This is a genomic window from Actinoplanes italicus, from assembly GCF_003001815.1.
Taxonomy (GTDB): domain Bacteria; phylum Actinomycetota; class Actinomycetes; order Mycobacteriales; family Micromonosporaceae; genus Actinoplanes; species Actinoplanes italicus.
In genome coordinates, this window is the sequence record NZ_PVMZ01000003.1 from 73,049 (window position 1) to 97,645 (window position 24,597).

Below are 24,597 nucleotides of genomic sequence, written 5' to 3' on the forward strand. Positions count from 1 at the left end.
CAGCCGGGCAGGTCGAGCGGGCCGGCCGTGGAGACGGAGCCCAGCGGGAGTCCCCGGGCCGCGGCGCGACGGGTGGTGCCACCGCGGGACGGGCTGGTGCTCCTGCCGACGGCGACCTCCGTACCGGCAAAGGGTTTCCCCGGAAGAAGCACCGGCACAAAGCCGCACGTGTCGAGAAACCGCAAGACGACGTCTACCGTGCGGGTTTCGCCTGTTTCGTGGGTAGACCCAATGCGGGCAAATCGACCCTGACCAACGCGATCGTCGGCCAGAAGATCGCGATCACCTCGAACAAGCCGCAGACCACCCGGCACGTCATCCGGGGCATCCTGCACCGGCCGGACGCGCAGCTCGTGCTGGTCGACACGCCGGGTCTGCACCGGCCCCGGACCCTGCTCGGCCAGCGGCTGAACGACCTGGTCCGCGAGGTGTGGAGCGAGGTCGACGTGATCGGCGTGTGCTTCCCGGCGGACGAGCCGATCGGGCGTGGTGACCGGTTCATCTCCTCGGAGATGAATGCGCTCAAGGCCACGGTCATCGCCGTGGTGACCAAGGTGGACCTGGTCGACCCGCAGACGCTGGCGCAGCGGTTGCTCGCCGTTTCCGAGCTGTACGACTTCGCCGAGATCGTGCCGGTCAGCGCGGTCTCCGGGCATCAGGTGGAGGCCCTGACCGACGTCATGGTCCGCCACATGCCGGAGTCGCCGCAGCTCTATCCGGACGACGTGCTCACCGACGAGCCGGAGCAGGTGCTGATCGGTGAGCTGATCCGCGAGGCGGCGCTCGAGGGGGTCCGCGACGAGCTGCCCCACTCGATCGCCGTGATGGTCGAGGAGATGCTCGTCGAGGGCAACCTCACGAAGATCTACGCGGATCTGTACGTGGAGCGCGACAGCCAGAAGTCGATTGTGATCGGTACGCGCGGGGTACGCCTCAAAGAGGTGGGAACGCGCGCCCGCACGGAGATCGAGCAGCTGCTCGGCCGACGGGTCTATCTGGATCTTCACGTCCGGGTGGCGAAGGAATGGCAGCGGGATCCCAAACAGCTGCGTAAGTTGGGTTTTTAGATCGAAACGTGGACATTCGCTGACTATGGTGTTCTTCACCATAGTTTGCACAAGATGGACGCACGCGGGTAACACCTTGTGCCATGCGAAACCGGTACCTGGACCTGCTCCGTGCCGTCGCGACCGTGCGCGTGGTGATCTACCACATCACCGGATGGGCCGCGTTCACCGTGGTTCTTCCGGCGATGTCGGTCATGTTCGCCCTGGCCGGCTCGCTGATGGCCGCCTCGCTGGACCGGGCCGGGGTGTGGGCGGTGGAACGCCGGATCCGCCGCCTGCTGCCGTCGCTCTGGGCGATCGCCGTCATCGCGGTCGCCACCATGCTCGCCACCGGCAGTTCCACCTGGAACCCGATGCTGCTGCTCTGGGGGTTCCCGATCGACACCCCGGAGGCGACCGGGTGGTGGGTCCAGGGGCTCAGCCACACCTGGTACCTGCGGGACTTCCTCTGGATGATGCTGCTGTCGCCGCTCGTGCTGCCGGTCTACCGCCGCTTTCCGCTGGTGACGATCCTCACGCCGTACGTGGCCCTGGCCGTGATCACCGTGGCCGGGGTGACCGTCCCGCCGGTCGCACAGAGTCTGGCCCTCTACGGCGGCGCCTGGCTGCTCGGCTTCGCCCACCACGACGGCCACCTGGAGCGCCTGGGCCGTAAGCGGCTGCTGGCCATCGCCGCCGTGCTGGCCGTGCCGGCGCTCGGCTGGACCGCCGCACACCCCGGCCCGCGCGGTTGGGACCTCAACGACGTCCCGCTCGGCAACGCGCTCTGGTCGGCCGCGTTCATCCTGATCGTGCTGGGTTGTGTGCGCCCGATGATCAGGGAGAACCGGGTGCTGACCGTCCTCAACGCCCGCGCCCTGACGATCTATCTGTGGCACGTCCCCGTGGTCGTGGCGGTCACCCAGTGGGGCGAGCGGCACGGCCTGCCGATTGTCGGCTGGGTGGGCATCAGCTGGCGGGTCGTGGCCGTCTCGGTGCTGCTCGCCGTCCTGATCGCGGCCTTCGGCTGGATCGAGGACGTGGCCGCCGGACGCCGCCCGGTGCTGATCCCCGGACGGCGGATCCCGGTCCCCGTCTCCCCGGCCCCCACCGGGACGACGAGACCGGAACCCGCCGTCAGCCTGCGATGACCCGCAGATCCCCGCTGCTGGTCCGCAGGTCGAGAACGTCCTTCGAGGTGGGGTTGTCGCGGATGCCGACGATTTCCTGGTCGCCGGAGTTCGTCACGGTGCGCAGGCGGTAGTCGCCGGCGGGGACCATGAGGTCGACGTCGCCGTTGCTCACCGAGGCGGTAACCGAGGTCACCGCGTTCAGCTTGAGGTCGACGTCCCCCGACGAGGCCCGGACGGTCACCGGGCCGGCCACGTCCAGCGCGCTGAGGTTGCCGGAATGCGCCTCCAGGTTCACCTCGGAGCCACCGACCACGTTGATGTCGCCGGAGGTGGCCCGCACCTTCACCGTGCCGGTGCTGTTCTCCACCATCACGTCGCCGGAACTCACCCGCAGGTCGACCGCACCGATGCCGGACAGGCTGACGTCACCGGACCGCAGTTCGCCCTTGACCGCCACCCCCGGTGGAGCCGTGACCACGAAGTCGACCCGGCAGTCCGGCCCGCAGACCCCGTTCAGCGTGAGGACGCCGCCGGCCAGCTGGTAGGACGGGCCGGGGTCGGTGCCGCCGTGGATCACCCGCCGGATCCGGGTGCCGGTCGCGGTGGCGTCGGTCTCCACCATGACGTCGCTGGCGCCGCCGGACAGCACGACCTCGGTGATCTTGGTGTTCTCGGTGTCGTCGAAGGTCATCCGAGCACCCACCACGCCGTCACAGCCGGCGAGGGCGCCCGCCGAGACGGCGGCGGCGAGAATCAGGGCAACTCTGCGGGTCATGCCCTGACGCTATTTCCGCGCTGTGACGGAATCCATCAGTCGCCCCCCGGAGACGACCCTGAGATCCGGGTCAGGGTCTGTCGTAGGCAGGAGGCAGAATGGCGGGGTGCCCGCCGGATACCGCCGCCAGCTCTACCGCGACGACGCGGTGGTCCTGCGTGTGCAGAAACTCGGCGAGAGCGACCGGATCGTCACCCTGCTGACCCGGCGGCACGGGCGGCTGCGCGCCGTCGCCCGCGGCGTGCGGCGCACCTCGTCGAGATTCGGTGCCCGGCTCGAGCCGTTCGGCCACATCGACCTGCAGCTCGCCGGCTCGCCCGAGGGTCTGGGCAGCTCGCTGCACTCGGTCAGTCAGGTCGAGGCGGTCTCGCTCTACGGCAAGAGTTTCCTCACGGACTACCCGCGCTTCACGGCGGCCAGCGCCATCTGCGAGACCGCCGAGCGGCTCACCCCCGTCGAGCGAGAGCCCGCGCTGAGGCTCTTCCAGCTCACCCTGGGCGCCCTCAAGGCCCTCGCGGCGGGCGAGCACTCCGGCAGTCTGGTCCTCGACGCCTACCTCCTGCGGGCCATGTCGTTCGCGGGCTGGGCACCGGCCATCACCGAGTGCGCCGTCTGCGGCACCCCCGGGCAGCACGCGGCGTTCTCGGTGCCGGCCGGTGGGGCGGTCTGCCCCGACTGCCGGCCGCCCGGCTCCGCCCACCCCAGCCCGGACACCCTCGGCCTGATGTCCGCCCTCACCTCCGGCGACTGGACGCTTGCGGACGCCTCCGCGCCGTCGGTGCGGCGCGAGTGCAGCGGACTGGTCGCCGCCCACCTGCAATGGCACATGGAGCGGGCGCTGCGCTCGCTCCCGCTTGTCGATCGACGGGAGTTGAAACCTTGAGCCCGCGTCCGCCCACCCCCCACATCTCCGGTGCCCGGCCACCCAAGCTGCCCGCGGCGGCGCTGCCCAAGCACGTGGCGATCGTCATGGACGGCAACGGCCGCTGGGCGAAGGAGCGCGGGCTGTCCCGGACCAAGGGGCACGAGCAGGGGGAGCACTCGCTCTTCGACACCATCGAGGGCGCCATCGAGATCGGCATCCCCTACCTGTCGGCGTACGCGTTCTCCACCGAGAACTGGAAGCGCTCGCCCGAGGAGGTGCGCTTCCTGATGGGCTTCAACCGCGACGTCATCCGCCGCCGCCGCGACCAGCTCGTCGACCTGGGCGTCCGCGTGGTCTGGTCCGGGCGGGCCGGGCGGCTGTGGAAGAGCGTCATCTCCGAGCTGCAGACCGCCGAGGAGATGAGCAGGAAAAACAAGACCCTCACCCTGCAGTTCTGCGTCAACTACGGCGGCCAGGCCGAGATCGCGGACGCGGCGGCGGCCATCGCGCGCGACGTCGCGGCAGGCAAGCTCAAGGCCGACAAGATCAACGAGAAGACGATCGCCAAGTACCTGTACCACCCGGAGATCCCCGAGGTGGACATGTTCCTGCGGCCGTCCGGCGAGCAACGTACTTCGAACTTCCTGCTCTGGCAGTCGGCCTACGCCGAGATGGTCTACCTGGACACGCTCTGGCCCGACTTCGACCGCCGGCATCTGTGGTACGCCTGCGAGCTCTTCGCCCAGCGTGACCGGCGTTTCGGCGGCGCGCTGCCGAACCCGGTCAGCCCCACGTGAGCGGAGTCCGGCACCTCTGGATCGCCCGGCACGCCGAGGCGAACAGCGACGAGTCGGGCCTGAGCGCCGCCGGTGAGGAGCAGGCACGGCTTCTCGGCGAACGGTTGAGCGCCGTCCCGTTCGCGGCGATCGGCCACAGCCCGCTCCCGCGGGCGGTGCGAACCGCCGCGATCGTCGCGGAGCACCTGCCCGGCGTGCCGGTGCAGGCCGCCGACGAACTCGACGACCGCTTCCCGGCCGACGACCCGGTCGCGTCCGCCGCGATGATCGCGCGGTTCACCGGGCCCGCCGAGGTGGAACGGCACGAGCTGGTCATCACGCATGCGTTCCAGGTGGCGTGGTTCGTCCGGGACGCGCTGGAGACACCGGAGTCACGGTGGCGGGACGTCATCCCGGCGAACACCGGGCTCACCGTGATCCGGTATTTCCCGCGTGGGCGTACCCGCGTGATCGTCTTCAATGATCTCTCGCACCTGCCGCCCGCACTCCGGTGGACCGGCTCGCCACCGGAACTCAGGCTGTAAGGGCCTTCACCGAGGCCTCCAGGTCGCTCAGGTCGGGGAGCACCACGTGCGCGCCCGCAGCGGCCAGATCGGCCGCCGGGGTGGCGCCGGTAGCCACCGCGATCGCGACCGCGCCGTTGGCCAGCGCTGCCGTCACATCGTTCACCGTGTCGCCGATGACGACCGGGCGGAAGTCCTCGGCGTACTTGTCGCGGGCCCGTTCGAGGCTGCGGCGCACCAGCGTGGCCCGCAAACTGTCGTCGGTGCCGTAACCGCCGACCTCGGCGTCGAACGCCCCGCTCAGGCCGAACGCGGCCACCTTGAACGCGGCCACCTCGGGGATGTTGCCGGTCACCAGGGTCTGCACCACCCGCGGATCGTCACCCAGGTGGGCCAGCACCTCACGGACACCCGGCATGAGGTGGCCCTGCACCGTGAACTCGTGCTTGATCTCGTCCACCAGCTCGACGTAGCGGGCGAAGAACCGCTCGTGCGTGCAGTCGGTCACCCCGTGTGCGGCGAACACCTCGTTGCAGATGTCCGTGTCGGTCCGTCCGCCGAAGATCGGTGTGTCCCGCCACGCCACCCCGGTCACCTCGGTGAACGCCGCTCTCCACGCCTTGGCCGCCACCCCGCCGCCGCGTAGCAGGGTGTAGTCGATGTCCCACATCACCAGCCGTCTCATGACTCGCCCAGCACCCGCTCGATGTGCTCGACCTTGGCGGTCAGCGCGCCGGTGACGCCCGGCCGGACATCCGCCTTCAGCGAGAGGCTGACCCGCGGCGAGACCTTCGCGACGGCGTCGACGGCCCGCTTGACCACGGCCATCACCTCGTCCCACTCGCCCTCGATCGTGGTGAACATGGCATCGGTCCGGTTCGGCAGCCCGGAGGCCCGGACCACCCGGACGGCCTCGGCGACGGCGTCTCCCACGGAGTCACCGGCCCCGATCGGCGTGACGGAAAAGGCAACCAGCATGTCTCCATCCTCCCAGTCCGCCGCCCCTTGAGTCGATCAATGCAAGCGACTGGGCTAGGCGGCAGGCCAGTAATCATGAGCCTAGTCGGTCAGTGACTAGGGGCCCAAGCTGATTGGAGAGGGGCTGCCTTGGGGGAGATCTGATGACCGAGAGCTTGGATGATCTGGACGCGGAGGTGCTGTCCGAGGCTGCCGAGCTGTTCGGCACCACAAGGCAGTGGACACCGTCAATGCGGCTTCACGCGCTGCCGTGGGCAGGGCTGAGCGGGAGCGGGCGCTCGCCGAGTTGGTGGAGATCGCCGGAACCGGTCAGTTCGACGAACTGCTCGACAAGCGGAACCGCCGATGACCGGGTCGCTGTTCCTGGTTGATACCAGCGCGTTGGTTCGCCTTTTGCGCAAGCCTCAGATTCTCGATCGATGGGAGCGTGAGGTCAAGAACGGCAGGAATCGTTGATCCGGCGCCTGTTCGGGTGGGCGGTCATGCCGGATCGCGCCTTCGAGAAGGCCTTGCAGTTGCAGGCAGCGTTATCGAGAAAGGGCGCCCACAGGTCGGCGGGCATCGTCGATCTGCTTACCGCCGTCACGGCTGAAACCCACGGTTACACGTTGCTCCACTACGACCGAGACTTCGTGCGGGTGGCGGAGGTGACCGGTCAGCCGGTGCGATGGATCGCCGAGCCGGGGACCGTGGATTGATGCCCCAGCCTGTCTGAAAAGTATCAGGTCATTCACTTTGTCGGTATCGGGTGAGCGGGCGAGTGCGATCGTCGCGGCCTCTGCGTAGGTTCGCCGGGTGACGGTAAAGCGGAATGAGGCGTCGGCGGCGGGGGAGTGGCGGCTCGGGGATCGGGTCGTCAAGCGGATGGGGTTCGGGTCGATGCGGCTCACGGTCCGGGCCGATCGGGAACGGGCTGTCGCTGTTCTTCGGCGGGCCGTCGAGATGGGTGTCGATCACATCGACACCGCGGCTTTCTACTTCTCTCCGGGTGGGATTCTCGACGGCGAGTCGGGAACGGTTCGGTATGCGACCGAGCTGATTCGGGAGGCGCTCAGGCCGTACGACCAAGGGATTTTCATCGCGACGAAAGTCGGACCGGACCCGCGACCGGATGGCGGGTGGGGTGAAGCGGCCATGCCGGGGCAGTTGCGCCGGCAGGTCGAGGAGAATCTGCGCCGCCTCGATGTGGAGGCACTCGACCTGGTCAATCTGCGGATCGTCAAGCCGGTGGGGCCGGAGGGGGTCGCCGAGCGATTCGGGGCCCTGGCCGAGATGCGTGCCGAAGGGCTGATTCGCCATCTCGGACTCTCCAATGTCCGCGTCGAACATGTTGACGCCGCTGAAAAGGTCGCGCCGGTGGCCTGCGTGCAGAACGCCTATGCCGTTGATCTGCGGCGGCACGACGAATTGCTGAGGGAATGCGGAAAGCGTGGCATCGCCTTCGTGCCGTTCTTCACGATCGCCGGACCGTCGCGTGAGGCCGGGGCCGGTGACGGCGACAGCGGCGCGGAGTGGCGGATCGCGAGGGAACGTGGCGTCACCGGGCATCAGGTGCGGCTCGCGTGGACGCTGCAGCAGGGCGAGCACGTGCTGGTGATCCCCGGCACCGGCGACATCGCCCACCTGGAGGAGAACGTCGCCGCCGGCGCGTTGCGGCTCAGTGAGGCCGAAATGGCCGAGATGGATCAGCGGCGGTAGCGGAGCATCCCGGCGACCTCGGCGGCGAGTTCGGTGCTGGCCTGGATCTCGGCCTTGCGGATCGACACGCTCTCGATGTTGAACCCGTACGGCAGGCCCATGTGCTCGCAGAAGTCGATCAGGTCGCGGGCGAGCGCCACACACTGCCGGTAGGACTCGGCGAGCGGGTCGTCGGCGTGCCGGATCGAGTTCTCCAGCCAGCGCGGCACGTTCACGCCGAGCCACCGGACGAACTCCAGCGTCTTCAGCGATCCGCACAGCGACAGGGTGAAGATCACCGTCCGGGGTGCGACACCGCGTGCCCGGCACTCGTAGAAGTAGTCGCTGAGCAGGTTCTTCGTCTCATTCAGGTGATAGACGACCTGGCTCACGAAGAACGTCGTGCCCCGCTCCTGTTTGGCCAGCATCCGCAGGTGCTCGTCGGGGCGCTCGCCGATCACCACGGCCCCGAGCGGCAACTCGGGGCGCACCTCGGCGCGCAGCTCCTGGGCCCGGCGCAGACTGGTGTGGACACTCTTGCCGCCCGACGACGGGCCCACGAAGACGCCGAGCACCCGCTCGCCGGCGCCGGACATCCAGTCGCGGAGCTCATGCTCGGAGTACTTCCCGACGCAGCGGTAGATGATTGTCGGCAGGCGCCAGCCGGTCAGATGGTCGGCGTGGTAACGGGCCGGGTCCATTGTCGGCAGGTAGGGGAACGGCCGGTTCTCCGGGTTGCGGTCCGACTCGTCGTCGATGTCGTAGAGGATCAGGCCGTCGAGGTCGAGGCCCGACAGGCGATCGAGGGTGACCTCGGCGATCTCCTTGATCCGCTCCTCGGTGGTCGCGCGTTTCGGGGGCGTGATGCTGAACACCAGCGCGCCGCTCCGCGCCTCGGCCAGAAGCTGTGGCAAGGGAAGACGAGACATGCGCCAACGGTAAGGGCCCGGCGATGCGGTCCGGTCACCACGGGTGACCCGTCCCGCACCCCGGACCGCCGACCGGGTTCGGTGTTCAGTGGCTGGCACAGCAGGGGGTTGGGTTGCGGGACTCGAACGGCACCAGCGTTCCGCCCACCGCGGGTGTCGTGACCAGCACGAGCTCACCGTTGCGGAACTGCGGCCGCACGAAGTCGCCGGTCTCCACCACGGTCGCCGGATCGGCCGGGCCGCCGCCGAGGACCTCGACCCGGGCGATGGAACTGCGCTGCAGGATCTCGCTGACGGTCAGCGCGCCGGTGAGACGTTCCACACCCGGGAAACGCACCGCCCGCCCCGACGTCCCGGCCGCCGCCGTGGTGGCGGCGCCGGCCAGTTCCGGTGCGGTCGCGAACGCCTGCGCGGTGAGCAGGCTGATCGCGACATGCGGGTACGGCTCGGCGACCAGGTGGGTGCAGGCGAGCACGGGCGCCGGGGTCAGCGAGCGGATCCAGTGGTCGGCCTCGGCGAGCGTGGCATGACCGAGGCTGACCCCGACGATCCGGGCGGCGCCGGCCGCGGTGACGGCCGGCGCACGGTGTCCGGAAACCGTGGTCATCGGGGCAGGACCCAGATGGGGTTGGTGTAGAACCACAGGTCGCCCCACGGATCGGCGGCACCGACGACGTCGAGCTGGGGGCCGTACGGGTCGACGCCCACACCGAGCAGGCCCGGCTGCGTGCGGCTGCCGTCGGTCCCGCGTACCCGCAGGTAGAAGGGCTTGTCCAGGCGCCCCAGCGGGTGGCTGAACGTGATCCGCCCGCCGGTCTTCGTGACGTCGAACGACTTGACCACCTTGGTGTTCGGGGTGGTGTAGGCGTCTTTGTCTGCGACCGGCCCGGTGACCGTGCCGACGATCACGTCGACGCGCTTGAGCGACGGCACGAAACCGGCCCAGTTCGGCACGTCCTGCAGGTCGATGTCGAGGACCAGCTCGGTGGCGGTGCCGCGCTTGACCTGCAGGACACCGCCGAGCGGGGTGCCGGTCGACGGGCGGCGGTCGCCCGACACGCGTACCCGCGCATCCAAGCCCTTGATCAACCGGCCGTGGTCGACCCAGACGCGACCGGCGCGCAGGCCGTCGATGACCGCCTTGTACGAGAACGACGACGCGCCCACGTTGGTCCGGCCGTAGTAGCCGGGCCAGAAGTCACCGGCCTGCGTGTTGATCGAGCCGTTGTAGACCGGATCGTTGTACTTGCCGTTGGCGTTGAAGTCGCTGCCCGGGCCGCGCTCGGTCTGGTCCAGGTAGTTGACGTGGCTGTCCGAGTTGACGGTGATCCACCACGCCTTGCCCTCGGCGAGCAGGCTGTCCCAGAGGCCGCCGACCGTGGCGGTCATCCAGTCGAAGCCGCCCCAGGTGCGGTAGCTCTCCAGCGGATAGCCGGGGAACGACGCGGCCGACGGGTTGTTGTCGTAGTAACCGCGGGCGCCGCCGCGACCGTTCGGAGCGGGGATCCCGGCGGCCTGGTGGCCGGGCGCGCCCTCGAAGCCGACGGCGACCGTGGGGTCGGCGTCGCGCCAGTTGCGGATCTCGTGTGGCGAGTCGATGCCGCGCCGGGCCGGGTGGTTGGCGAAGAACAGCGCTCCGTCGATCTTGCGCTTGCGAACCTGTTCGCCGAGGAACTTGATGCCGGCGATCGCCAGGGCCTCGTTCTGGGCGTTCGTGTTGGTCGAGGGCAGCAGCGAGCCGTCGTAAGCGTTCTCGAACTGCTTGAGAACCTCGACTTCATGACGACCCGGGTGTACGAAGACGGTGGCGTGCTCGGCGGCCGGGATGTTCCACTCCAGACCCTGGAAGGTCAGCAGCTCCGGTAGCTCGGCGCGCGTCTTCACGATGTCCGGGTTCACCTTGTCCACGCCGATCTTGGCGTGGGTGGCGCTGCCGTGGTCGGTGATGACCAGCCAGTCCAGCCCGTACGCGTGGCCCTTCTGCGCCTGGTCGAGGACCCGGTACTGGGCGTCAGAGCTGTACTGGGTGTGAATGTGGTGGTCGCCGGCGAGCCAGCGGAACCCGCCCTTGCCGGTGCCCCCGGCGGCGTGGCCGTGGGTGTGCGGCAGACCGGCGGCCTCGGCGGCGCCCGGGTGGGCCAGTACCGAGGCGGCCGCGCCCGCGCCGAGCAGGCCCGCACCGAGCAGGAAGCGGCGGCGGGACGCGTCGGACGGCGACAGTTCGGAGGCCGGTACGGAGAGGTCGAGAGCCTCGGGGAGGTCGCCCCCGGCGGCTGTGTCGTGCGAGTGGTCGTGAGAATGATCGTGGCCGTGACCCATGGGCGTCACCCTCGTCCGAACAGGACAACACCCGTTGTCGATCGAGTGTCCGCCCGGCGAACGATCAAGAACCGAACCGGCTGTGTCATACCGCTGTCTCAACGCTGGTGAGACAGCGGTATGACACAGCCGGGGTTCAGCCGGTCACAGGGCGGAACACGTCGAGGGCCACCGAGGTGGCGATGATGGCGATGGCGGTCAGAAGCGCGACGGCGAGCAGGATCGCGTCGGGCAGGGTGAAGTGCTGGCGGCGGGCGTGGGTCCGGGGAACGTCCGAGTCGAAGCCGCGCGCGTCCATCGCCACGGCCAGGCGCACCCCGCGTCGCAACGCGCCGACCAGCAGCGCGAACGCCGTCGAGCCGAAGAGCCGCATCTTCGCGACCGGGTTGCGGCCGGCGTCGATGCCACGGGCGCGGCGGGCCAGGCTGAGAGACCGCCATTCCTCGCCGAGCAGCGGTACCAGGCGGAACGCGGCGAGCGCCCCGATCGCGAACCGGGCCGGCGCCTTCGCGTTCTGCACCAGGGCGTCGGCCAGGTCGGTGGGGTCGGTGGTGGCGAAGACCACGATGCCGGGCAGCGCCACCGCGAAGACCCGCAGGATCAGCGCGCCCGCCGTCGCCAGCACCCCGGTCGTCACATCGATCGAGCCGAGGGACACCAGCAGGGCGCCGTCGCGTTCGGCGGCGAACAGCACCATGGTGACCAGGATCCCGGCGGCGGCCGGCATCAGCGGGGCCGCCCGGCGGGCCAGAACGCCCAGCCGCACACCGAAGAACGGCAGCAGCAGCAGCTCGACCAGCAGCGCCAGGGCGGGGGTCAGCGGGTCGAGCGTGGAGATCAGCGGCAGCGAGAAGAGCAGCGCCGCACCGACCTTGGCGACCGGGTTACGGCGGGCGAGCGGCGCGGCCGGATCGGCGACGGGCTGCAGGGCCAGGGTCACGGCCGCACCCACTGAGCGACAGAACGTTCGTTCTCGGGTTGGGGCACCACGTGGACAGAACGTTCGTTCTCGGGTCCGGGGTTCACGGGCGCAGCCTCCGGGGCAGGGGGTCCGGTCGCGGTGCGCCGAGGGGGACGGTTCGATCGGCGAGGGTACGCACGAACGCGTCATCATGCGTCACGGCGAGCACCCCGTGCCCCTCCGAACGCAGCGCCGCCAGCAGGTCGACCAGCTCGCGCCAGGTACGGCGGTCCTGGCCGAACGTGGGTTCGTCGAGTACCAGCAGCCGCGGCGCGGTGGCCAGCGCGGTGGCCACACTGAGCCGTCGCGCCTCCCCGCCGGAGAGCGTGTACGGATTGGCCCCCGCGAGCCGGGTCAGCCGGAGCCGTTCCAGCAGCTCGTCGACCACACGCGTGACCTCGGCGGGGGAGCGGCCCAGCCGGCGCGGCCCGAGCGCGAGCTCGTCGGCGACGCGGGAGGTGACGAACTGATGCTCCGGGTTCTGGAACACCGACCCGATCCGGCCGGTGAGGGTGGCGGCCCGCCAGCGGTGCGGCGGCCGCCGGTCCCCGAACGCCTCGACCCGCCCGGACGTCGGTGCGAGCAGTCCGCCGAGCAGCAGGGCCAGGGTCGACTTGCCGGTGCCGTTCGGCCCGGTCACGGCCAGGACCTCGCCGCCGCCGACCGAGATGGTGACGGGGTCGAGGCGTCCGCTCACGGCGGCGCGCTCCGTCCGTACCAGATCAGCTGTCGGTTGTGACGTCGCCTTGAGCGGCGAGGCGTGGAAACCCGGCACCCAGACGCCCTCGTCAGCGAGTTTGTCGCCGTAGGCAGCGAAGATCACATCGGGGGACCCGTCGGCGCGGACGCCGCCGCCCGGTTCCAGGACGACGACGCGGTCGACCAGCGGGAGGGCCTCGGCGACCCGGTGTTCCACGATGATCAGCGTGGTGTCCGGCCCGGTGGCGCGTGCCACCGCCTCCCGGATCAGCTCGGCGCCCGGCGGGTCCAGGTTCGCCGTCGGCTCGTCGAGCAGCAGCAGCCCGGGACGCAGGGCGAGAACCCCGGCGAGGGCGAGGCGTTGAGCCTCACCGCCGGAGAGGGCCGAGGTGGGGCGATTCATCTGGTACGGGAAACCGACGCGATCCAGCACGTCGGAGACCCGTGGCCAGATCTCGGAGGCCGGCACTCCCCGGTTTTCCAGGCCGAAAGCCACGTCGTCACCGCTGCGGGCCATCACGAGCTGGGTCTGCGGGTCCTGGAACAGGATGCCGACGCGGTCGCGGGCCTTGCGCGGGTCGAGTCCGTCGATGGCGATCGTGCCCTCGGACTCGCCCGAGTCCTCCGGCAGCAGCCCGGCGATCGCCGCGAGCAGGGTGCTCTTGCCGGCCCCCGAGGGACCCAGCAGAAGCACCCGTTCGCCGTGCCGAATCTCCAGGTCCAGCCCGCGGACAGCCCAGGCGCGGCGACCGGAGTGCCGCCACCCGAAGCCGCGGAGCCGAACATCGCTCATGTCTAGACGGATGCCCGCTCGCGGCCCGCCCCGAACCGGTCGAGCACACCGGTCGGTGCGAGTGCCCGCACCAGTGCCCACGAGCCGACCCCGGCCACCACGGCACCGCTGACCACGGTGATCGCGGCGTACGGGATCCGGTACGACCACACGTCGGTGCCCGCGTTCCACACGATGAAGTCGTAGATCGCCGCGCTGACGCCGGTCACCGCGCCGGCCAGCAGCGCGGCCGGCAGCTTGAAGTTGCGGTACAGCAGGATCGCGAAGACCAGCTCCGCGCCCAGCCCCTGGACCAGGCCCTGCACCACGGTCTGAACACCCCACTGGCTGCCCAGCAGCGCGGAGACGGTGGCCGCGACCGCCTCGGCGTAGAGTGCCGCTCCCGGCTTGCGGATGATCAGCCCGGCCAGCACGGCCGGGACCAGCCAGACGCCGTAGATCAGCGCCTGTGCCGGGGGGAAGAAAGCGAAGGCGCTCTCGGTGATCGACCAGACCGTGCCCCAGGCCCAGAAGATGACGCCGAACGCCACGGCGATGACGGAGGCGACGACGATGTCTATCGTCCGCCAGCGATTGAACTCGAATACCTTCATGATTGCCTCCCAGTGGGTACCGGGAGGAGACGCACGCCGCGACCCCGGGCGGCGGTGCCCAGGGCACGACGCGGCTGGAGATGACCGAACTTCCTGCGCTGGCATTACCCAGATCAGGTACGAGGGTCTGCGGATGGCCCGCACTCTCAGCGCTGTGCGCTCCCCTGTCGGATCGAAGCTCGCCCGCTCGCGCGGCCAAGCTTCGTTGGATGTGCTTCGATGACCGTAACACCTGGTAGCGGCGTGGCACAGGGGAGGGATCACGTGATCGAGGTCAAAGCTCGAGGGCTGGTTTTCGACGTTCACGAGGGCGGTCCGGAGGACGGCGAACCGGTCCTGCTGCTGCATGGATTCCCGCAGGACTCGCGCGAGTTCGACCTGATCCTGCCCCGGTTGCACGAGGCCGGGCTGCGGACGTACGCGCTGGACCAGCGGGGCTGCTCGCCGGGTGCCCGGCCGTCCGACGTCGCCGCCTACACGATGGCGTCGGTGACCGCCGACGCGATCGCCGTCCTCGACAGCCTCGGCGTGGAGAAGGCGCACGTGATCGGGCACGACTGGGGCGCGCAGGTGGGCTGGCAGCTGGCCGCCCGCCACCCGGACCGGGTGCGCACCCTGACCGCGATCTCGGTGCCGCACCCGCGAGCGCTGATGCTCGCCATCCGGGTCCGGCCCAGTCAGCAGGCCCGGCTCGCCTACTTCAAGGTCTTCCAGACGTCGTTGAGCGAGAAGCTGCTGCTGGCCCAGCACGCCCTTGTGCTGCGGCTGATGCTGCGGCCGCTCGGCATGCGGGCCGAGCAGTACGTGGCCGCGATGCGCGAACCGGGCCGGCTGACCGCCGGACTGAACTGGTACCGGGCCTACAGCACCGCCCAGGTGGCGAAAATGGGCCCGGTGACCGTGCCGACCACGTACGTGTGGAGTGACGCCGACGGGGTGGTCGGCCGGACCGCGGCACTGCGCACACGGGACTGGGTGGACGCCGACTACCGGTTCGTGGTGATGCGCGGTGTCAGCCATTGGGTACCGGAACAGGCCCCCCGTGAGCTGGCCGACGCGGTGCTGGCACGTATCGGGGTTTGATCAAGGGGTGGTACGGGGAACTCGGCCGTCCATGGCGGTCGATACCCATACCCCCCGAGAGACCGAGAAGCAGCGCTGGGACCGGAACTTCGCTGACCTGCTGCAAGAGCTGCGGGTTGCCCAGACCGGTGTGCAGATCCTTTTCGCGTTCCTGTTGACCCTGCCGTTCAGCAGCGGCTTCCCGAATGTCACCGCGTTCCAGAAGGACGTCTACATCGTCGCGCTGATCAGTGCGGCGTTCGCCACCGCCATGATCATCTCACCGGTGGCGTTCCACCGGGCGCTGTTCCGGCAGGGCCGCAAACCCGAGCTGGTCCGGTACGCCCACAAGATGGCCACCGGTGGGCTGGCCTTCATGCTGGTCGCGATGACCAGCAGCGTCCTGCTGATCACCGACTACCTGCTGGACTGGAAGTGGGCCATCCCGCTGACCGTGATCACCGGCGGCTGGTTCCTCACCTTCTGGGGCATCCTGCCGTTCGCCCACCGCGAGTGGGGCGACGACGACGAGGACGAGGACGAGCCGGCGCCCCAGTCCTGACCCGTCACACCCGGCTGGGCACCACCGTCGTCTCACGGCCGCTGAGACAGCGGTGGTGCACAGCCGGAACTAACGGCGTTTCAGGCCCAGCTGTTTGAGTTCCAGTTCGGCGAGGGCGGCGACCGCGTCCGAGTCGCCCGCACGCCAGCTCTGCGCGATGTCCGGGCCGAGCTTGGCCAGCCGGGTCAGCGGCTGGGTGGCCAGGGCCCGCAGCGCCAGCAGGTCCTGCCCGGCCGGGTCGTCGCGGACCGTCGCGGCGACCGAGGCCCGGCGGATCCAGCCCAGCCGCCACGGCAACCAGAGAAAGAGGACCAGGGCCAGCGGTACGCCCACGGCGATCGCCGGCAGGATCAGCGCCAGCTGATGCACGAACTCCTGCTGCTGACGGCCGGCCTCGGCGATCGAGCGGGCGGCGTCCGCGGCGCCGTTGAACGGTTTGGTCAGCTCGTCGCCGACGATCGGGACCCGGCCGACCTTGCCGCCCGCGTCGGCGAGGTTGTCCGCGATGCCGCTGCCGGCGCCCTCCAGCTTCTGGCCGGGCACGGCGAGCTGCTCCACGACGTCATGGATCCAGAGGGCGACCCTTATCCACAGGTACACCCAGATGACCACGAAGATGTCGGTGAGGAGTTGGCGAAGGGCGACCGGGACACGGTCCGCATAGAACTTCACACGCTCAGCGTGGCAGTTGAGCCTTCGCGGCGCACTCCGGGCATGTCCCGAAGATCTCGAGAGTGTGCGAGACGTCGACGAAGCCGTGCTGACCGGCCATCTTGTCCGCCCACGACTCGACCGCAGGGCCGAGCACCTCGACGGTCCGCCCGCACGACCGGCACACCAGGTGGTGGTGGTGCCCCTGGCTGCAGCGCCGGTAGAGGTGCTCCCCGCCGGGCGGCCGCATGACGTCGATCTCGCCGGCGTCCGCGAGCCCCTGCAACGTCCGGTAGACGGTGGTCAGGCCGACGCGCTCACCCCGGTCACGCAACATGGCGTGCAGGTCCTGAGCACTGTGGAAGCCCTCGGTCTCGGCGAGGACGGCGCTCACCGCGCTGCGCTGCTTGGTGTTGCGGATCGTGTTCTCGGCGTTCACTGTCGGCTCTCCCTGGCATGACTCACGGCGTCGGCGACGATGTGGGCGACGTGTTCGTCCACCAGGGAGTATGCGATCTCCCGGCCCCGTCGCACACCCCGCACCACGCCGGCCCCGCGCAGCACACGCAGGTGCTGGGAGACCAGTGGCTGCGGGGCGCCGAGTTTCTCCACGAGATCGTGGACACAACGCTCGCCCAGTCCCAGTTCGACCACGATGGCGACACGGATCGGCGCGGACAGGGCACGCAGCAGTGCCCCCGCCGATTCGTACGCTTCGTAACCGGTGGTCGTCGTCATCGTTGCGCCAACGGTACAGGCAGGTGGCGGTCAGGCATGCAGCACGACATCCGGGGGCTCCGAGGTGGTCTGCGGGGTCTGCGGGCGGCGCAGCCGGTGCCGGATCGACGCGGTCACCGCGGTCGCCACGAAGACACCGAGGGCCAGCAGGACGGTGGTCGCGCCGGGTGCGGTGTCGGCCTCGGCCGAGACAAGGACACCCGCCCCGGCGGCGCCGACCCCGATCAGCATGGCGACCGTCATGGTGCTGACGAAACCGCGGGTGAGCTGCTGCGCGGCGGCCACCGGCACCACCATCAGGGCCGAGACCAGCAGCAATCCGACGGTACGCATGGCGATCGTCACGGTCACGGCGGTGGTCACCGCGAGCAGGATGTTGAGGGTCCGCACCGGCAGGCCGCTGACCCGCGCGTACTCCTCGTCGTTGCAGAGCGCGAAGAGCGCCGGCCGGAAGAACAGCATGGCGGCCAGCACAGTCACGCCCAGACCGCCGATCACCATGAGGTCGGTCGCCGAGGTGGTCAGCGGTGAACCGAAGAGGTATTGCATGAGGCTGCTGTTGCCGCTGCCGTCGGAGAGGCCGACCAGCAGCACGCCGCCGGCGATCCCGCCGTAGAAGAGCATGGCCAGGGCCAGGTCGCCGGAGGTGCGGCCGCGTTCCCGGACCAGCTCCACACCGACCGCGCCGATCGTCGCCACCACGATCGCGGAGAGCACCGGTTCGTTGCCGGTGAGCAGGCCGAGGCCGACACCGGTGAGGGCGACGTGGCCGATGCCGTCGCCGATCAGCGAGAGCCGGCGCTGCACCAGGTAGATGCCGAGCGCCGGGGCGGCCAGCCCGATGATCATGGCGGCGGCCAGGGCGCGCTGCATGAACGGCAGCGTGAGCAGTTCCATCAGTACGCCTTCGTTCCCTCGGTCGGTGCCCACTCGCAGATGCCGGCCTTGAGTTCCTCGGCGTGCGGGTGCAGGTGCTCGTGATCGGGCTCGGCGTGGTGCCCGGCCGGCTCGGGAGGAGTCCCCTCGTACGCGATCCGCCCGTCGTGCACCACCACGGCCCGCCCGATCAGCGGCCGCAGCGGGCCCAGCTCGTGCAGGACCAGCAGGATCGTGCCGCCGTCACCGGCGAACCGGGTCAGCGCCGCGGCGAACGCCTCCTGGCTGGCCGCGTCCACACCGGCGTTCGGCTCGTCGAGCACCAGGAGGTCGGGCTTGCCGGCCAGCGCACGGGCGATCAGGGTGCGCTGCTGCTGACCGCCGGAGAGCGTCGTCACCGGGTCGTCGATGCGGTCCAGCAGCCCGACCGCTGTCAGCGCGTCGCGTACCGCGGCCCTGTCATTCGATCCTGGAAAGCGGAACACACCGCGCCGGGCCAGCCGGCCCGACGCGACGACCTCGCCGACCGTGGCCGGCACCCCGCTGCCGGCGCCCAGCCGCTGCGGCACGTAGCCGATCCGCGCCCACTGCCGGAACCGCTTCTGCGGCGTCCCGAACAGTTCGATCGCACCGCCGCGCGACGGGACGAGGCCAAGGATCGTCCGGATCAGGGTGGATTTTCCGGAGCCGTTGGCGCCGAGGATCGCGACCACGTCGCCGGCCGCCACATCCAGCGACACGTCCCGGAGGATCTCGCGGCCGTCATAGCCGGCCGCGAGGTGACTGACCTCGACGACGCTCATGCCGTCACCTCCGCTTCGCTCCGGCGCCGGCATGAGTTCGAACCTGAGCCTGATGGTTCACTCGCACGCTCGTTCATGAACACTCCAGGCCGAGTTTGAGCGCGGCCAGATTGGCGCGCATCACCGAGAAATAGTCCGCCGAGCCGTCGGCCAGCCCTTCGACCGGGTCGAGCACCGCGGTCTGCGCGCCGACCTCCTTGGCGATCGTCTCAGCGACCTTGGGACTGACCAGCGTCTCGAAGAAGATCGTGGTGGTTCCGTGCTCCTTGGCCTCGGCGGCCACGGCGGCGAGCCGCTGCGGGGAGGGCTCGGTCTCCGGGTCGATGCCGGTGATGCCGATCTGGGTCAGCTCGTACCGGTCGGCGAGGTAGCCGAACGCGGTGTGGCTGGTGACCAGTTCCCGGCGGGCGCAGTTCGCCAGGCCGGTCGTGAACTCGCCGTCCAGAGCGGTCAGCTCGGTGCGCAGCGTGGCGGCGCGGGCCGTGAAGTCGGCGGCGTGGGCCGGGTCGGCCTTGCCGAGGCGCTCGGCGACCTTGTCGGCGATCCCGGCCAGCCGGGTCGGGTCGAGCCAGACGTGCGGGTCGACGCCGGAGTGCTCCTCCTCGCCCTCGGCGTGCGCGTCGGCCTCCGTCGCGTTGATCGTCTCGACCGCGGTCGCGGCGTCGAAGGCGCGGTCCCCGCCGTTCTGCTTCACCGCGTCGTCCACCGCGGGCTGGAAACCGGCCAGGTAGACGATCAGGCCGGCGTCGGAGACCTCGCCCACCTGGCGGGCGGTCAGCTCGACGTCGTGCGGCTCGGCACCCGGCTTGGTGAGGGTGGAGACGTCGACCGCGTCGCCGCCGACCCGCTCACTGACGAACTGGAGCGGATAGAACGCCGTGACGACCGGGAGCTTGCCGTCGGCGCCCGCGGGCTCGTCCCCGCAACCGGTGAGGGCGGTCAGCAGGAGCATGGCGGGAAGCAGGCGGCGCATCATGCCAGCAACTGTCGTCGATAATGACAATGATTGTCAAAGCCGCATGGATTCACAGCGTCTTCGACACCGCGGCTACGACCAGGAGAGTGATCAGGACCACCCGGACCACCCGCGTGACCGGCGGCTGCACGGGCCACGTGGTGAACGTGAGCGTGCCCAGACCGGCGGCCAGCAGGCCGAGCAGCAGCGCGCCGACGATGCCCGGCAGGAAGAGCCCGGCCAGCAGTAAGGCCAGCGCCGCGACGAACGCGGTGGTCGGATTCACCCGGGCCAGCCGGTGCAGGAATGTGCGCGTCATGACGCTCCCGTGTGTGCGTACCCTCATCACATGCTGGTGCTCAACCGCTTCTCCGTCCCCGCGGAAACGCAGGACGACTTCCAGGACCGCGCGCATGCCGCGCTCGGCGCCCTGTCCCGCACCCCCGGTTACCTCGCCGGCCGGCTCACCCGGGCCCTGGAGGACCCGACCGGCTGGACCCTGGTCACCGAATGGGAATCGGTCGGAGCCTACCGGCGCGCGCTCGGTGCCTTCGATGTGAAGGTGCACGCCACGCCGCTGCTCGCGCTCTCCCTCGACGAGCCGTCGGCGTTCGAGACGCTCGCCGCGGCCGAGCCGGGCGGGGACGTGGTGGTCACCGCGAGCGACCGGGCGGCCGAACCCTGGCGCTGAACACTAAGCTCACAACATGAGTCTTCCTCCGCCCCCGCCGCCGGCCGGCCCGGGTGTGCACCCGCCGTTCCCGGCTCCTCCGGTCGAGGGACGTGGCAAGCGGGTCGGTACGAGTCTCGGCATCGCCGCCGGCATCGTCGTGCTGGTCTGCGGTGTCGGCTCGATCGCCGGGTTCGGGTTCCTGACCGCCTTCAACCGGGCGCTCGACGAGCAGGCCGACAGCGTCGTCTCGCGGTACCTGGACGATCTTCAGGACCGCGACTTCGACGGGGCCTACCAGCAGCTGTGCCAGGACGCCAAGGACTCCGAGACCCTGGCCGACTACACCGAGCGGATGTCCGGGACCGAGCCGTTCGACTCGTACACGGTCGGTGATCTGTCGACGCTGGGTATGCGGCTCACGGTGCCGGTCGAGCTGACCTATCCCGACGGCGACCAGGTCAGCATGGAAGCCGACCTCACGCAGAACCAGTCGACGGGCAAGTTCGAGGTGTGCGACCTCGGAGAGTAATCTCGCTCTTCGTCCTGTAACTCTTGATTTCCCCGCCGACACCCAGCCGGCGTAGGAGGAAACCGCACATGCCTGCCGACCGTATCGACAGCGTCGTCAGCCTGGCCAAGCGCCGGGGCTTCGTCTTCCCCTCCAGCGAGATCTACGGAGGAACCCGCTCGGCCTGGGACTACGGTCCGCTCGGCGTGGAACTGAAGGAGAACGTCCGCCGGCAGTGGTGGAAGACCATGGTCCAGCAGCGCGACGACATCGTCGGCCTGGACTCGGCGGTCATCCTGAACCGTGACGTGTGGGCGGCCTCCGGTCACCTCGACGCCTTCGTCGACCCGCTGACCGAGTGCCAGTCCTGCCACAAGCGCTTCCGGGCCGACCACCTGGAGGAGGCGTTCGAGGCCAAGCACGGCAAGCTCCCGGAGTCGCTGCAGGAGCTGAACTGCCCGAACTGCGGCAACAAGGGCACCTTCACCGAGCCGAAGATGTTCAACGGCCTCATGAAGACCTACCTCGGCCCCACCGAGAGCGCCGAGGGCATGCACTACCTGCGCCCGGAGACCGCCCAGGGCATCTTCGTCAACTACAACAACGTGGCGACCGCGGCCCGCAAGAAGCCGCCGTTCGGCATCGCGCAGGTCGGCAAGAGCTTCCGCAACGAGATCACCCCGGGCAACTTCATCTTCCGTACGCGTGAGTTCGAGCAGATGGAGATGGAGTTCTTCGTCGCTCCCGGCGACGACGAGCAGTGGCACGAGTACTGGCTGCAGGAGCGCTGGAACTGGTACCGCGACCTCGGTCTGTCCGAGAACAACCTGCGCTTCTACGAGCACGCCAAGGAGAAGCTCTCGCACTACTCGAAGCGGACCGTCGACATCGAGTACCGCTTCCAGTTCGGCGGCACCGAGTTCTCCGAGCTCGAGGGCATCGCCAACCGCACCGACTTCGACCTGACCACGCACTCGAAGCACTCCGGCGTCGACCTCTCCTTCTTCGACCAGGAGAAGGGCGAGCGCTGGGTTCCGTACGTCATCGAGCCGGCGGCCGGCCTGACCCGGGCCGTGCTGGCGTTCCTGCTCGAGGCGTACGACGAGGACGAGGCCCCGAACACCAAGGGTGGCGTCGACAAGCGCACCGTCATGCGGTTCGACCCGCGGCTCGCGCCGGTCAAGGTCGCGGTTCTGCCGCTGTCGCGCAACCCGGAGCTGTCGCCGAAGGCCAAGGAACTGTCGGCGAACCTGCGTAAGCGCTGGGTCGTCGAGTTCGACGACTCGCAGGCGATCGGCCGCCGGTACCGCCGCCAGGACGAGATCGGCACCCCGTTCTGCGTCACCGTCGACTTCGACACCCTCACCGACAACGCGGTGACGGTGCGCGACCGCGACACCATGAAGCAGGAGCGGGTCTCCCTCGACCAGATCGAGGACTACCTGATCAAGCGCCTGCCGGGCTGCTGACGGTTTTCGATTTCCCGAACCGGGGCATGGTCACGGTCATGCCCCGGTTCGATCGGCCGAGCAAGCCGTACGCCGTCTTCGTCGCGATCTTCGGCCTGGCCCTGCTGGTCTTCGGAGTCGTTCAGGTGACCCGGCAGGACGGGTTCCACTGGTTCCTCGTGGTCTGGGTGCTGGTCGGCCTCGGCATGATCGGTTACGTGCTGGCTCAGGGCTTCGGCCGCCGTCGGGACGCCCCCGTGGAGGACTCCGAACCCTTGGGCGTGCGACTCGCACGCAACCGGCCGCTCGCCGTGACCAGCGCGCTCGTCGGGCTCGGCGCCATCGTCTACGTCTCGATCCGGATGTCGGACGGCAAACCGCTCGGCTCCTGGCTCTTCTTCGCCCTCTTCGGCCTGGCCGCGATCGGCTTCAACCTGTGGTCCGCGTTCAGCCGGCGCGGATCCACCGGCACCGTCACCCGCCGGGACTGAGCCGCCGTTTCGAGGAGGACCTAAGCTTCCCGGTCATGGCACCACGGGGAGCTTGGCTAATGGCAGTGCTGACGACGGTCGCGCTCGGTGGCTGCGCCGCCGAGGAACCGCCGCGGATTCCACTGGGCGCGGCCCGGCCCGCGACGCCGATCACGCCGGCCGGGGAGCCGGACGGCACCGGGCTGCTCCCGATCGCGGACTGGCCCGCGGCGTGCGACCTGCTTCCCGAGCCGGCGATCCGGGAGATCCTGCCTGCGGCGACCGTGGTGGAGATGAAGCGGGCCAGGCCGGTGTCCACCGGTTCCGTCCTCCCCGATGACGCGGCGTGCCACATCGGCATCGACTTCTCCGGGGTCAAGCGGCCCGAGTCGGGCGCCTACCCCGCGTACATCCACGTCACGATCCGGGCGGCCGGGACGCCCGAGGCGGCCCGTCGCGGCTATCGGGGCGGCGGAGAGGGCTGCTCGCCGGAGCTGCTTCAGGTGACAGGGCTGGACGACTGCGGCCGGGACGACGCCGGGTGGACGTTCCTCAAGGGCGGTATCGCCGGGGAACTCAGCGACGTCGCACCGGTCCTGAACAGCAACGTCCGCTTCGAGGGCCAGGAGGCGACGATGCCGGCCGAGCGGTTCTGGCGCGACACCGTCGAGACCGAGGTGCTGAAGGCCGTCGCCGCCCGTCTTCCCTGACGGGCAGTCCTCCCTTCCGGGCTGCCTTCCCTGGCGGGCCGCTTTTCCTTGCGGGCCGCCTTCCCTGGCGGGCGTCAGAACTCGAAACCGCCGGGGCGGTGGTTGCGGTCGGCGATCAGTCCGGCGAGCACTGCCACGGCGATCTCCGGTGGGGTACGGCTACCGATGTTCAGCCCGACCGGCCGGTGCACCCGGCCGATCTCCTCCTCGGGCAGCCCCAGCTCGCGCAGCGCCGCCACGTGCGGGCCCTCGTGGCGCGGGTTGCCCACGATGCCGATCCATCGCGACTTCCCGGCCAGCGCCTCCTGGAGCAGCGTGCCGATCTCCGGCCGGTGGTGGTCGGTCAGCAGGATGTCGGTGTGCTCGTCGGGGTGGGCGGCCCACAGGTCGCTCACGTAGGTGTCGCCGTGCGGGCGGGGCGTCCCGCCGAGCCGTGACGGGTCCGGCTCCACCAGGACGGTCTGGAAGCCCAGCTCCACCCCGAACCGGGCCAGCATCTCCGCCGCCGGTGACTCGAAGACGGCGATCAGCCGCCGCGGGCTCAGCTCGTCGCTCATTCCGCCGACTGTGCCAGAACTCCGCCGGAAAAGCACTCGAACAGGTGTCACGGTTCACCTTGTCAAACCGCTATAGTTCAGGCGCTAGCAAAGCTCAACGCCGGCGTCCCTGACCGGCTACCCTTCACCCCTGGAGGCACCGTTGCCCACTCTCGAAGAGCGCGTCACCCGACTGGAGGCGGACATGGAGGAGCAGAAGAGGCTGCGCGCCGGCCAGGACGGCGACCTGTCCGACATCTCCCAGAAACTGCGAGCACAGGACCAGCTCTTGAAGGCCCCCGCGCAGACCCAGTCCGAGCACACCGCGACTCTGGCCCAGCACACCGCGACTCTGGCCCAGCACACCGCGACTCTGGCCCAGCACACCGCGACTCTGGCCCAGCACACCGCGATCCTGGAGGATCACACGCAACGGTTCGAGCGTCTGGAAGGCAAGGTTGACGGTCTGAAAGACGGCATGGAACAGATCGTCGGGATGCTGGACACGTTGATCGAGCGCGAGAACGGCCGATAGCC

Annotated in this window: 31 protein-coding genes, 1 pseudogene and 1 riboswitch; of the genes and pseudogenes, 15 read left to right on the forward strand and 17 right to left on the reverse strand. The window is 69.8% G+C overall.

Annotation, left to right across the window (positions count from 1 at the left end):
- Positions 1–188 precede the first annotated feature (188 nt).
- Both era and CLV67_RS07980 read left to right on the forward strand, forming a co-directional pair.
- Positions 189–1,067, forward strand: a pseudogene (gene era / locus CLV67_RS53215) (GTPase Era); the annotation flags it as partial.
- Between the two features lie 83 nt (positions 1,068–1,150).
- Positions 1,151–2,197 (forward strand): acyltransferase family protein, encoded by a 1,047-nt coding sequence (locus tag CLV67_RS07980; RefSeq protein ID WP_106316541.1) that lies wholly within the window; start codon positions 1,151–1,153, stop codon positions 2,195–2,197.
- Here CLV67_RS07980 and CLV67_RS07985 read toward each other — a convergent pair.
- Positions 2,184–2,954 carry a DUF4097 family beta strand repeat-containing protein gene (locus CLV67_RS07985; RefSeq protein WP_106316542.1) on the reverse strand — a complete coding sequence of 257 codons (771 nt, stop codon included), beginning with the start codon at positions 2,952–2,954 and terminating at the stop codon, positions 2,184–2,186. The genes CLV67_RS07980 and CLV67_RS07985 overlap by 14 nt on opposite strands.
- Before the next feature lie 106 nt (positions 2,955–3,060).
- Here CLV67_RS07985 and recO point away from each other — a divergent pair, with 106 nt between their 5' ends.
- From recO to CLV67_RS08000, 3 genes are read left to right on the forward strand one after another with little or no spacing between them, the layout of a single operon-like run.
- Positions 3,061–3,837 (forward strand): DNA repair protein RecO, encoded by a 777-nt coding sequence (gene recO, locus CLV67_RS07990; RefSeq protein WP_106316543.1) that lies wholly within the window; start codon positions 3,061–3,063, stop codon positions 3,835–3,837.
- Entirely contained in the window at positions 3,834–4,616 is a 783-nt protein-coding gene (locus tag CLV67_RS07995) for an isoprenyl transferase (RefSeq protein WP_106316544.1), read from the forward strand. Before recO ends, CLV67_RS07995 begins: the two co-directional genes overlap by 4 nt.
- On the forward strand, positions 4,613–5,140 hold the full coding sequence (locus CLV67_RS08000) for a histidine phosphatase family protein (protein ID WP_106316545.1): 528 nt from the start codon (positions 4,613–4,615) through the stop codon (positions 5,138–5,140). The genes CLV67_RS07995 and CLV67_RS08000 overlap by 4 nt, the downstream gene beginning before the upstream one ends.
- On the opposite strand, the gene CLV67_RS08005 is transcribed toward CLV67_RS08000, so the two are convergent.
- Complete coding sequence (locus CLV67_RS08005) at positions 5,130–5,804, reverse strand: HAD family hydrolase (RefSeq protein ID WP_239166237.1); 675 nt, start codon at positions 5,802–5,804, stop codon at positions 5,130–5,132. The genes CLV67_RS08000 and CLV67_RS08005 overlap by 11 nt on opposite strands.
- The gene (locus CLV67_RS08010; RefSeq protein WP_106316546.1) at positions 5,801–6,097 is read right to left on the reverse strand and encodes an MTH1187 family thiamine-binding protein; all 297 of its coding nucleotides are present in this window, start codon (positions 6,095–6,097) and stop codon (positions 5,801–5,803) included. Before CLV67_RS08010 ends, CLV67_RS08005 begins: the two co-directional genes overlap by 4 nt.
- Positions 6,098–6,549: 452 nt before the next feature.
- Between CLV67_RS08010 and CLV67_RS08015 the strand changes: the two genes are divergently transcribed.
- Together CLV67_RS08015 and CLV67_RS08020 are read left to right on the forward strand one after the other, a co-directional pair.
- Complete coding sequence (locus CLV67_RS08015) at positions 6,550–6,795, forward strand: PIN domain-containing protein (RefSeq protein ID WP_203737032.1); 246 nt, start codon at positions 6,550–6,552, stop codon at positions 6,793–6,795.
- A 166-nt stretch (positions 6,796–6,961) separates the two neighbouring features.
- Positions 6,962–7,795, forward strand: coding sequence for an aldo/keto reductase (locus tag CLV67_RS08020; RefSeq protein WP_106316547.1), 834 nt, complete (start codon positions 6,962–6,964; stop codon positions 7,793–7,795).
- Here CLV67_RS08020 and CLV67_RS08025 read toward each other — a convergent pair.
- The 6 genes from CLV67_RS08025 to CLV67_RS08050 form a co-directional block, all read right to left on the reverse strand.
- A complete protein-coding gene (locus CLV67_RS08025) occupies positions 7,783–8,703 on the reverse strand; it encodes a methylenetetrahydrofolate reductase (protein ID WP_106316548.1) in 921 nt (306 codons plus the stop codon). The two genes, CLV67_RS08020 and CLV67_RS08025, sit on opposite strands and share 13 nt — an antisense overlap.
- Positions 8,704–8,788: 85 nt before the next feature.
- Positions 8,789–9,310 carry a hypothetical protein gene (locus CLV67_RS08030; RefSeq protein WP_106316549.1) on the reverse strand — a complete coding sequence of 174 codons (522 nt, stop codon included), beginning with the start codon at positions 9,308–9,310 and terminating at the stop codon, positions 8,789–8,791.
- Positions 9,307–11,022: a PHP domain-containing protein gene (locus CLV67_RS08035; protein WP_106316550.1), complete on the reverse strand. Its 1,716-nt coding sequence runs from the start codon at positions 11,020–11,022 to the stop codon at positions 9,307–9,309. Before CLV67_RS08035 ends, CLV67_RS08030 begins: the two co-directional genes overlap by 4 nt.
- 136 nt (positions 11,023–11,158) lie before the next feature.
- Complete coding sequence (locus CLV67_RS08040) at positions 11,159–11,962, reverse strand: energy-coupling factor transporter transmembrane component T family protein (RefSeq protein ID WP_239166239.1); 804 nt, start codon at positions 11,960–11,962, stop codon at positions 11,159–11,161.
- Between the two features lie 82 nt (positions 11,963–12,044).
- Positions 12,045–13,475 (reverse strand): ABC transporter ATP-binding protein, encoded by a 1,431-nt coding sequence (locus CLV67_RS08045; RefSeq protein ID WP_106316552.1) that lies wholly within the window; start codon positions 13,473–13,475, stop codon positions 12,045–12,047.
- Positions 13,476–13,477: 2 nt separating this feature from the next.
- Positions 13,478–14,068, reverse strand: coding sequence for an ECF transporter S component (locus tag CLV67_RS08050; RefSeq protein WP_106316553.1), 591 nt, complete (start codon positions 14,066–14,068; stop codon positions 13,478–13,480).
- A gap of 72 nt (positions 14,069–14,140) precedes the next feature.
- A riboswitch (TPP riboswitch) is annotated at positions 14,141–14,244 on the reverse strand.
- A gap of 91 nt (positions 14,245–14,335) precedes the next feature.
- On the opposite strand from CLV67_RS08050, the gene CLV67_RS08055 reads away from it, so the two are divergent.
- Positions 14,336–15,151 carry an alpha/beta fold hydrolase gene (locus tag CLV67_RS08055; RefSeq protein ID WP_203737035.1) on the forward strand — a complete coding sequence of 272 codons (816 nt, stop codon included), beginning with the start codon at positions 14,336–14,338 and terminating at the stop codon, positions 15,149–15,151.
- A gap of 31 nt (positions 15,152–15,182) precedes the next feature.
- Positions 15,183–15,692 (forward strand): DUF6328 family protein, encoded by a 510-nt coding sequence (locus tag CLV67_RS08060; RefSeq protein WP_106316555.1) that lies wholly within the window; start codon positions 15,183–15,185, stop codon positions 15,690–15,692.
- 69 nt (positions 15,693–15,761) lie between these two features.
- Here the strand turns inward: CLV67_RS08060 and CLV67_RS08065 are convergent, their stop codons facing one another.
- The 7 genes from CLV67_RS08065 to CLV67_RS08095 all read right to left on the reverse strand — a co-directional run bounded on the left by CLV67_RS08065 (position 15,762) and on the right by CLV67_RS08095 (position 20,130).
- Positions 15,762–16,364: a hypothetical protein gene (locus CLV67_RS08065; protein ID WP_106316556.1), complete on the reverse strand. Its 603-nt coding sequence runs from the start codon at positions 16,362–16,364 to the stop codon at positions 15,762–15,764.
- 4 nt (positions 16,365–16,368) lie between these two features.
- On the reverse strand, positions 16,369–16,782 hold the full coding sequence (locus CLV67_RS08070; protein ID WP_106316557.1) for a Fur family transcriptional regulator: 414 nt from the start codon (positions 16,780–16,782) through the stop codon (positions 16,369–16,371).
- Complete coding sequence (locus CLV67_RS08075; protein ID WP_106316558.1) at positions 16,779–17,081, reverse strand: ArsR/SmtB family transcription factor; 303 nt, start codon at positions 17,079–17,081, stop codon at positions 16,779–16,781. The genes CLV67_RS08070 and CLV67_RS08075 overlap by 4 nt, the downstream gene beginning before the upstream one ends.
- A 30-nt stretch (positions 17,082–17,111) precedes the next feature.
- Entirely contained in the window at positions 17,112–17,978 is an 867-nt protein-coding gene (locus tag CLV67_RS08080; RefSeq protein ID WP_106316559.1) for a metal ABC transporter permease, read from the reverse strand.
- Entirely contained in the window at positions 17,978–18,760 is a 783-nt protein-coding gene (locus CLV67_RS08085) for a metal ABC transporter ATP-binding protein (RefSeq protein ID WP_106316560.1), read from the reverse strand. The genes CLV67_RS08080 and CLV67_RS08085 overlap by 1 nt, the downstream gene beginning before the upstream one ends.
- Positions 18,761–18,833: 73 nt before the next feature.
- Positions 18,834–19,736: a metal ABC transporter substrate-binding protein gene (locus tag CLV67_RS08090; RefSeq protein ID WP_106316561.1), complete on the reverse strand. Its 903-nt coding sequence runs from the start codon at positions 19,734–19,736 to the stop codon at positions 18,834–18,836.
- A 49-nt stretch (positions 19,737–19,785) separates the two neighbouring features.
- Positions 19,786–20,130, reverse strand: a complete 345-nt coding sequence (locus tag CLV67_RS08095) for a DUF6703 family protein (protein ID WP_373873144.1) — start codon at positions 20,128–20,130, stop codon at positions 19,786–19,788.
- Here CLV67_RS08095 and CLV67_RS08100 point away from each other — a divergent pair.
- From CLV67_RS08100 to CLV67_RS08120, 5 genes are all read left to right on the forward strand, one after another.
- Positions 20,065–20,406 (forward strand): antibiotic biosynthesis monooxygenase family protein, encoded by a 342-nt coding sequence (locus CLV67_RS08100; RefSeq protein ID WP_106316563.1) that lies wholly within the window; start codon positions 20,065–20,067, stop codon positions 20,404–20,406. The two genes, CLV67_RS08095 and CLV67_RS08100, sit on opposite strands and share 66 nt — an antisense overlap.
- A 16-nt stretch (positions 20,407–20,422) precedes the next feature.
- On the forward strand, positions 20,423–20,917 hold the full coding sequence (locus tag CLV67_RS08105; protein ID WP_106316564.1) for a hypothetical protein: 495 nt from the start codon (positions 20,423–20,425) through the stop codon (positions 20,915–20,917).
- 68 nt (positions 20,918–20,985) lie between these two features.
- Entirely contained in the window at positions 20,986–22,365 is a 1,380-nt protein-coding gene (locus CLV67_RS08110) for a glycine--tRNA ligase (RefSeq protein WP_106316565.1), read from the forward strand.
- A 38-nt stretch (positions 22,366–22,403) separates the two neighbouring features.
- Positions 22,404–22,835 carry an MFS transporter gene (locus CLV67_RS08115; RefSeq protein WP_146169009.1) on the forward strand — a complete coding sequence of 144 codons (432 nt, stop codon included), beginning with the start codon at positions 22,404–22,406 and terminating at the stop codon, positions 22,833–22,835.
- A 59-nt stretch (positions 22,836–22,894) separates the two neighbouring features.
- The gene (locus tag CLV67_RS08120; RefSeq protein ID WP_106316567.1) at positions 22,895–23,524 is read left to right on the forward strand and encodes a hypothetical protein; all 630 of its coding nucleotides are present in this window, start codon (positions 22,895–22,897) and stop codon (positions 23,522–23,524) included.
- A 74-nt stretch (positions 23,525–23,598) separates the two neighbouring features.
- Here the strand turns inward: CLV67_RS08120 and CLV67_RS08125 are convergent, their stop codons facing one another.
- The gene (locus tag CLV67_RS08125; RefSeq protein ID WP_106316568.1) at positions 23,599–24,081 is read right to left on the reverse strand and encodes an XdhC family protein; all 483 of its coding nucleotides are present in this window, start codon (positions 24,079–24,081) and stop codon (positions 23,599–23,601) included.
- Positions 24,082–24,223: 142 nt separating this feature from the next.
- Here CLV67_RS08125 and CLV67_RS08130 point away from each other — a divergent pair, with 142 nt between their 5' ends.
- A complete protein-coding gene (locus tag CLV67_RS08130) occupies positions 24,224–24,595 on the forward strand; it encodes a hypothetical protein (protein ID WP_106316569.1) in 372 nt (123 codons plus the stop codon).
- Positions 24,596–24,597: the final 2 nt, after the last annotated feature.

Excerpts from the sequence above, each read along its gene's own strand:
- CLV67_RS07980 (WP_106316541.1), top strand. The coding sequence starts at position 1,151 with ATGCGAAACCGGTACCTGGACCTGCTCCGTGCCGTCGCGACCGTGCGC.
- CLV67_RS07985 (WP_106316542.1), bottom strand. The coding sequence starts at position 2,954 with ATGACCCGCAGAGTTGCCCTGATTCTCGCCGCCGCCGTCTCGGCGGGC.
- CLV67_RS08005 (WP_239166237.1), bottom strand. The coding sequence starts at position 5,804 with ATGAGACGGCTGGTGATGTGGGACATCGACTACACCCTGCTACGCGGC.
- CLV67_RS08010 (WP_106316546.1), bottom strand. The coding sequence starts at position 6,097 with ATGCTGGTTGCCTTTTCCGTCACGCCGATCGGGGCCGGTGACTCCGTG.
- CLV67_RS08020 (WP_106316547.1), top strand. The coding sequence starts at position 6,962 with ATGGGGTTCGGGTCGATGCGGCTCACGGTCCGGGCCGATCGGGAACGG.
- CLV67_RS08025 (WP_106316548.1), bottom strand. The coding sequence starts at position 8,703 with ATGTCTCGTCTTCCCTTGCCACAGCTTCTGGCCGAGGCGCGGAGCGGC.
- CLV67_RS08030 (WP_106316549.1), bottom strand. The coding sequence starts at position 9,310 with ATGACCACGGTTTCCGGACACCGTGCGCCGGCCGTCACCGCGGCCGGC.
- CLV67_RS08035 (WP_106316550.1), bottom strand. The coding sequence starts at position 11,022 with ATGGGTCACGGCCACGATCATTCTCACGACCACTCGCACGACACAGCC.
- CLV67_RS08045 (WP_106316552.1), bottom strand. The coding sequence starts at position 13,475 with ATGAGCGATGTTCGGCTCCGCGGCTTCGGGTGGCGGCACTCCGGTCGC.
- CLV67_RS08050 (WP_106316553.1), bottom strand. The coding sequence starts at position 14,068 with ATGAAGGTATTCGAGTTCAATCGCTGGCGGACGATAGACATCGTCGTC.
- CLV67_RS08060 (WP_106316555.1), top strand. The coding sequence starts at position 15,183 with ATGGCGGTCGATACCCATACCCCCCGAGAGACCGAGAAGCAGCGCTGG.
- CLV67_RS08075 (WP_106316558.1), bottom strand. The coding sequence starts at position 17,081 with ATGACGACGACCACCGGTTACGAAGCGTACGAATCGGCGGGGGCACTG.
- CLV67_RS08080 (WP_106316559.1), bottom strand. The coding sequence starts at position 17,978 with ATGGAACTGCTCACGCTGCCGTTCATGCAGCGCGCCCTGGCCGCCGCC.
- CLV67_RS08085 (WP_106316560.1), bottom strand. The coding sequence starts at position 18,760 with ATGAGCGTCGTCGAGGTCAGTCACCTCGCGGCCGGCTATGACGGCCGC.
- CLV67_RS08090 (WP_106316561.1), bottom strand. The coding sequence starts at position 19,736 with ATGATGCGCCGCCTGCTTCCCGCCATGCTCCTGCTGACCGCCCTCACC.
- CLV67_RS08100 (WP_106316563.1), top strand. The coding sequence starts at position 20,065 with ATGCTGGTGCTCAACCGCTTCTCCGTCCCCGCGGAAACGCAGGACGAC.
- CLV67_RS08095 (WP_373873144.1), bottom strand. The coding sequence starts at position 20,130 with ATGCGCGCGGTCCTGGAAGTCGTCCTGCGTTTCCGCGGGGACGGAGAA.
- CLV67_RS08105 (WP_106316564.1), top strand. The coding sequence starts at position 20,423 with ATGAGTCTTCCTCCGCCCCCGCCGCCGGCCGGCCCGGGTGTGCACCCG.
- CLV67_RS08110 (WP_106316565.1), top strand. The coding sequence starts at position 20,986 with ATGCCTGCCGACCGTATCGACAGCGTCGTCAGCCTGGCCAAGCGCCGG.
- CLV67_RS08115 (WP_146169009.1), top strand. The coding sequence starts at position 22,404 with ATGCCCCGGTTCGATCGGCCGAGCAAGCCGTACGCCGTCTTCGTCGCG.
- CLV67_RS08120 (WP_106316567.1), top strand. The coding sequence starts at position 22,895 with ATGGCAGTGCTGACGACGGTCGCGCTCGGTGGCTGCGCCGCCGAGGAA.
- CLV67_RS08125 (WP_106316568.1), bottom strand. The coding sequence starts at position 24,081 with ATGAGCGACGAGCTGAGCCCGCGGCGGCTGATCGCCGTCTTCGAGTCA.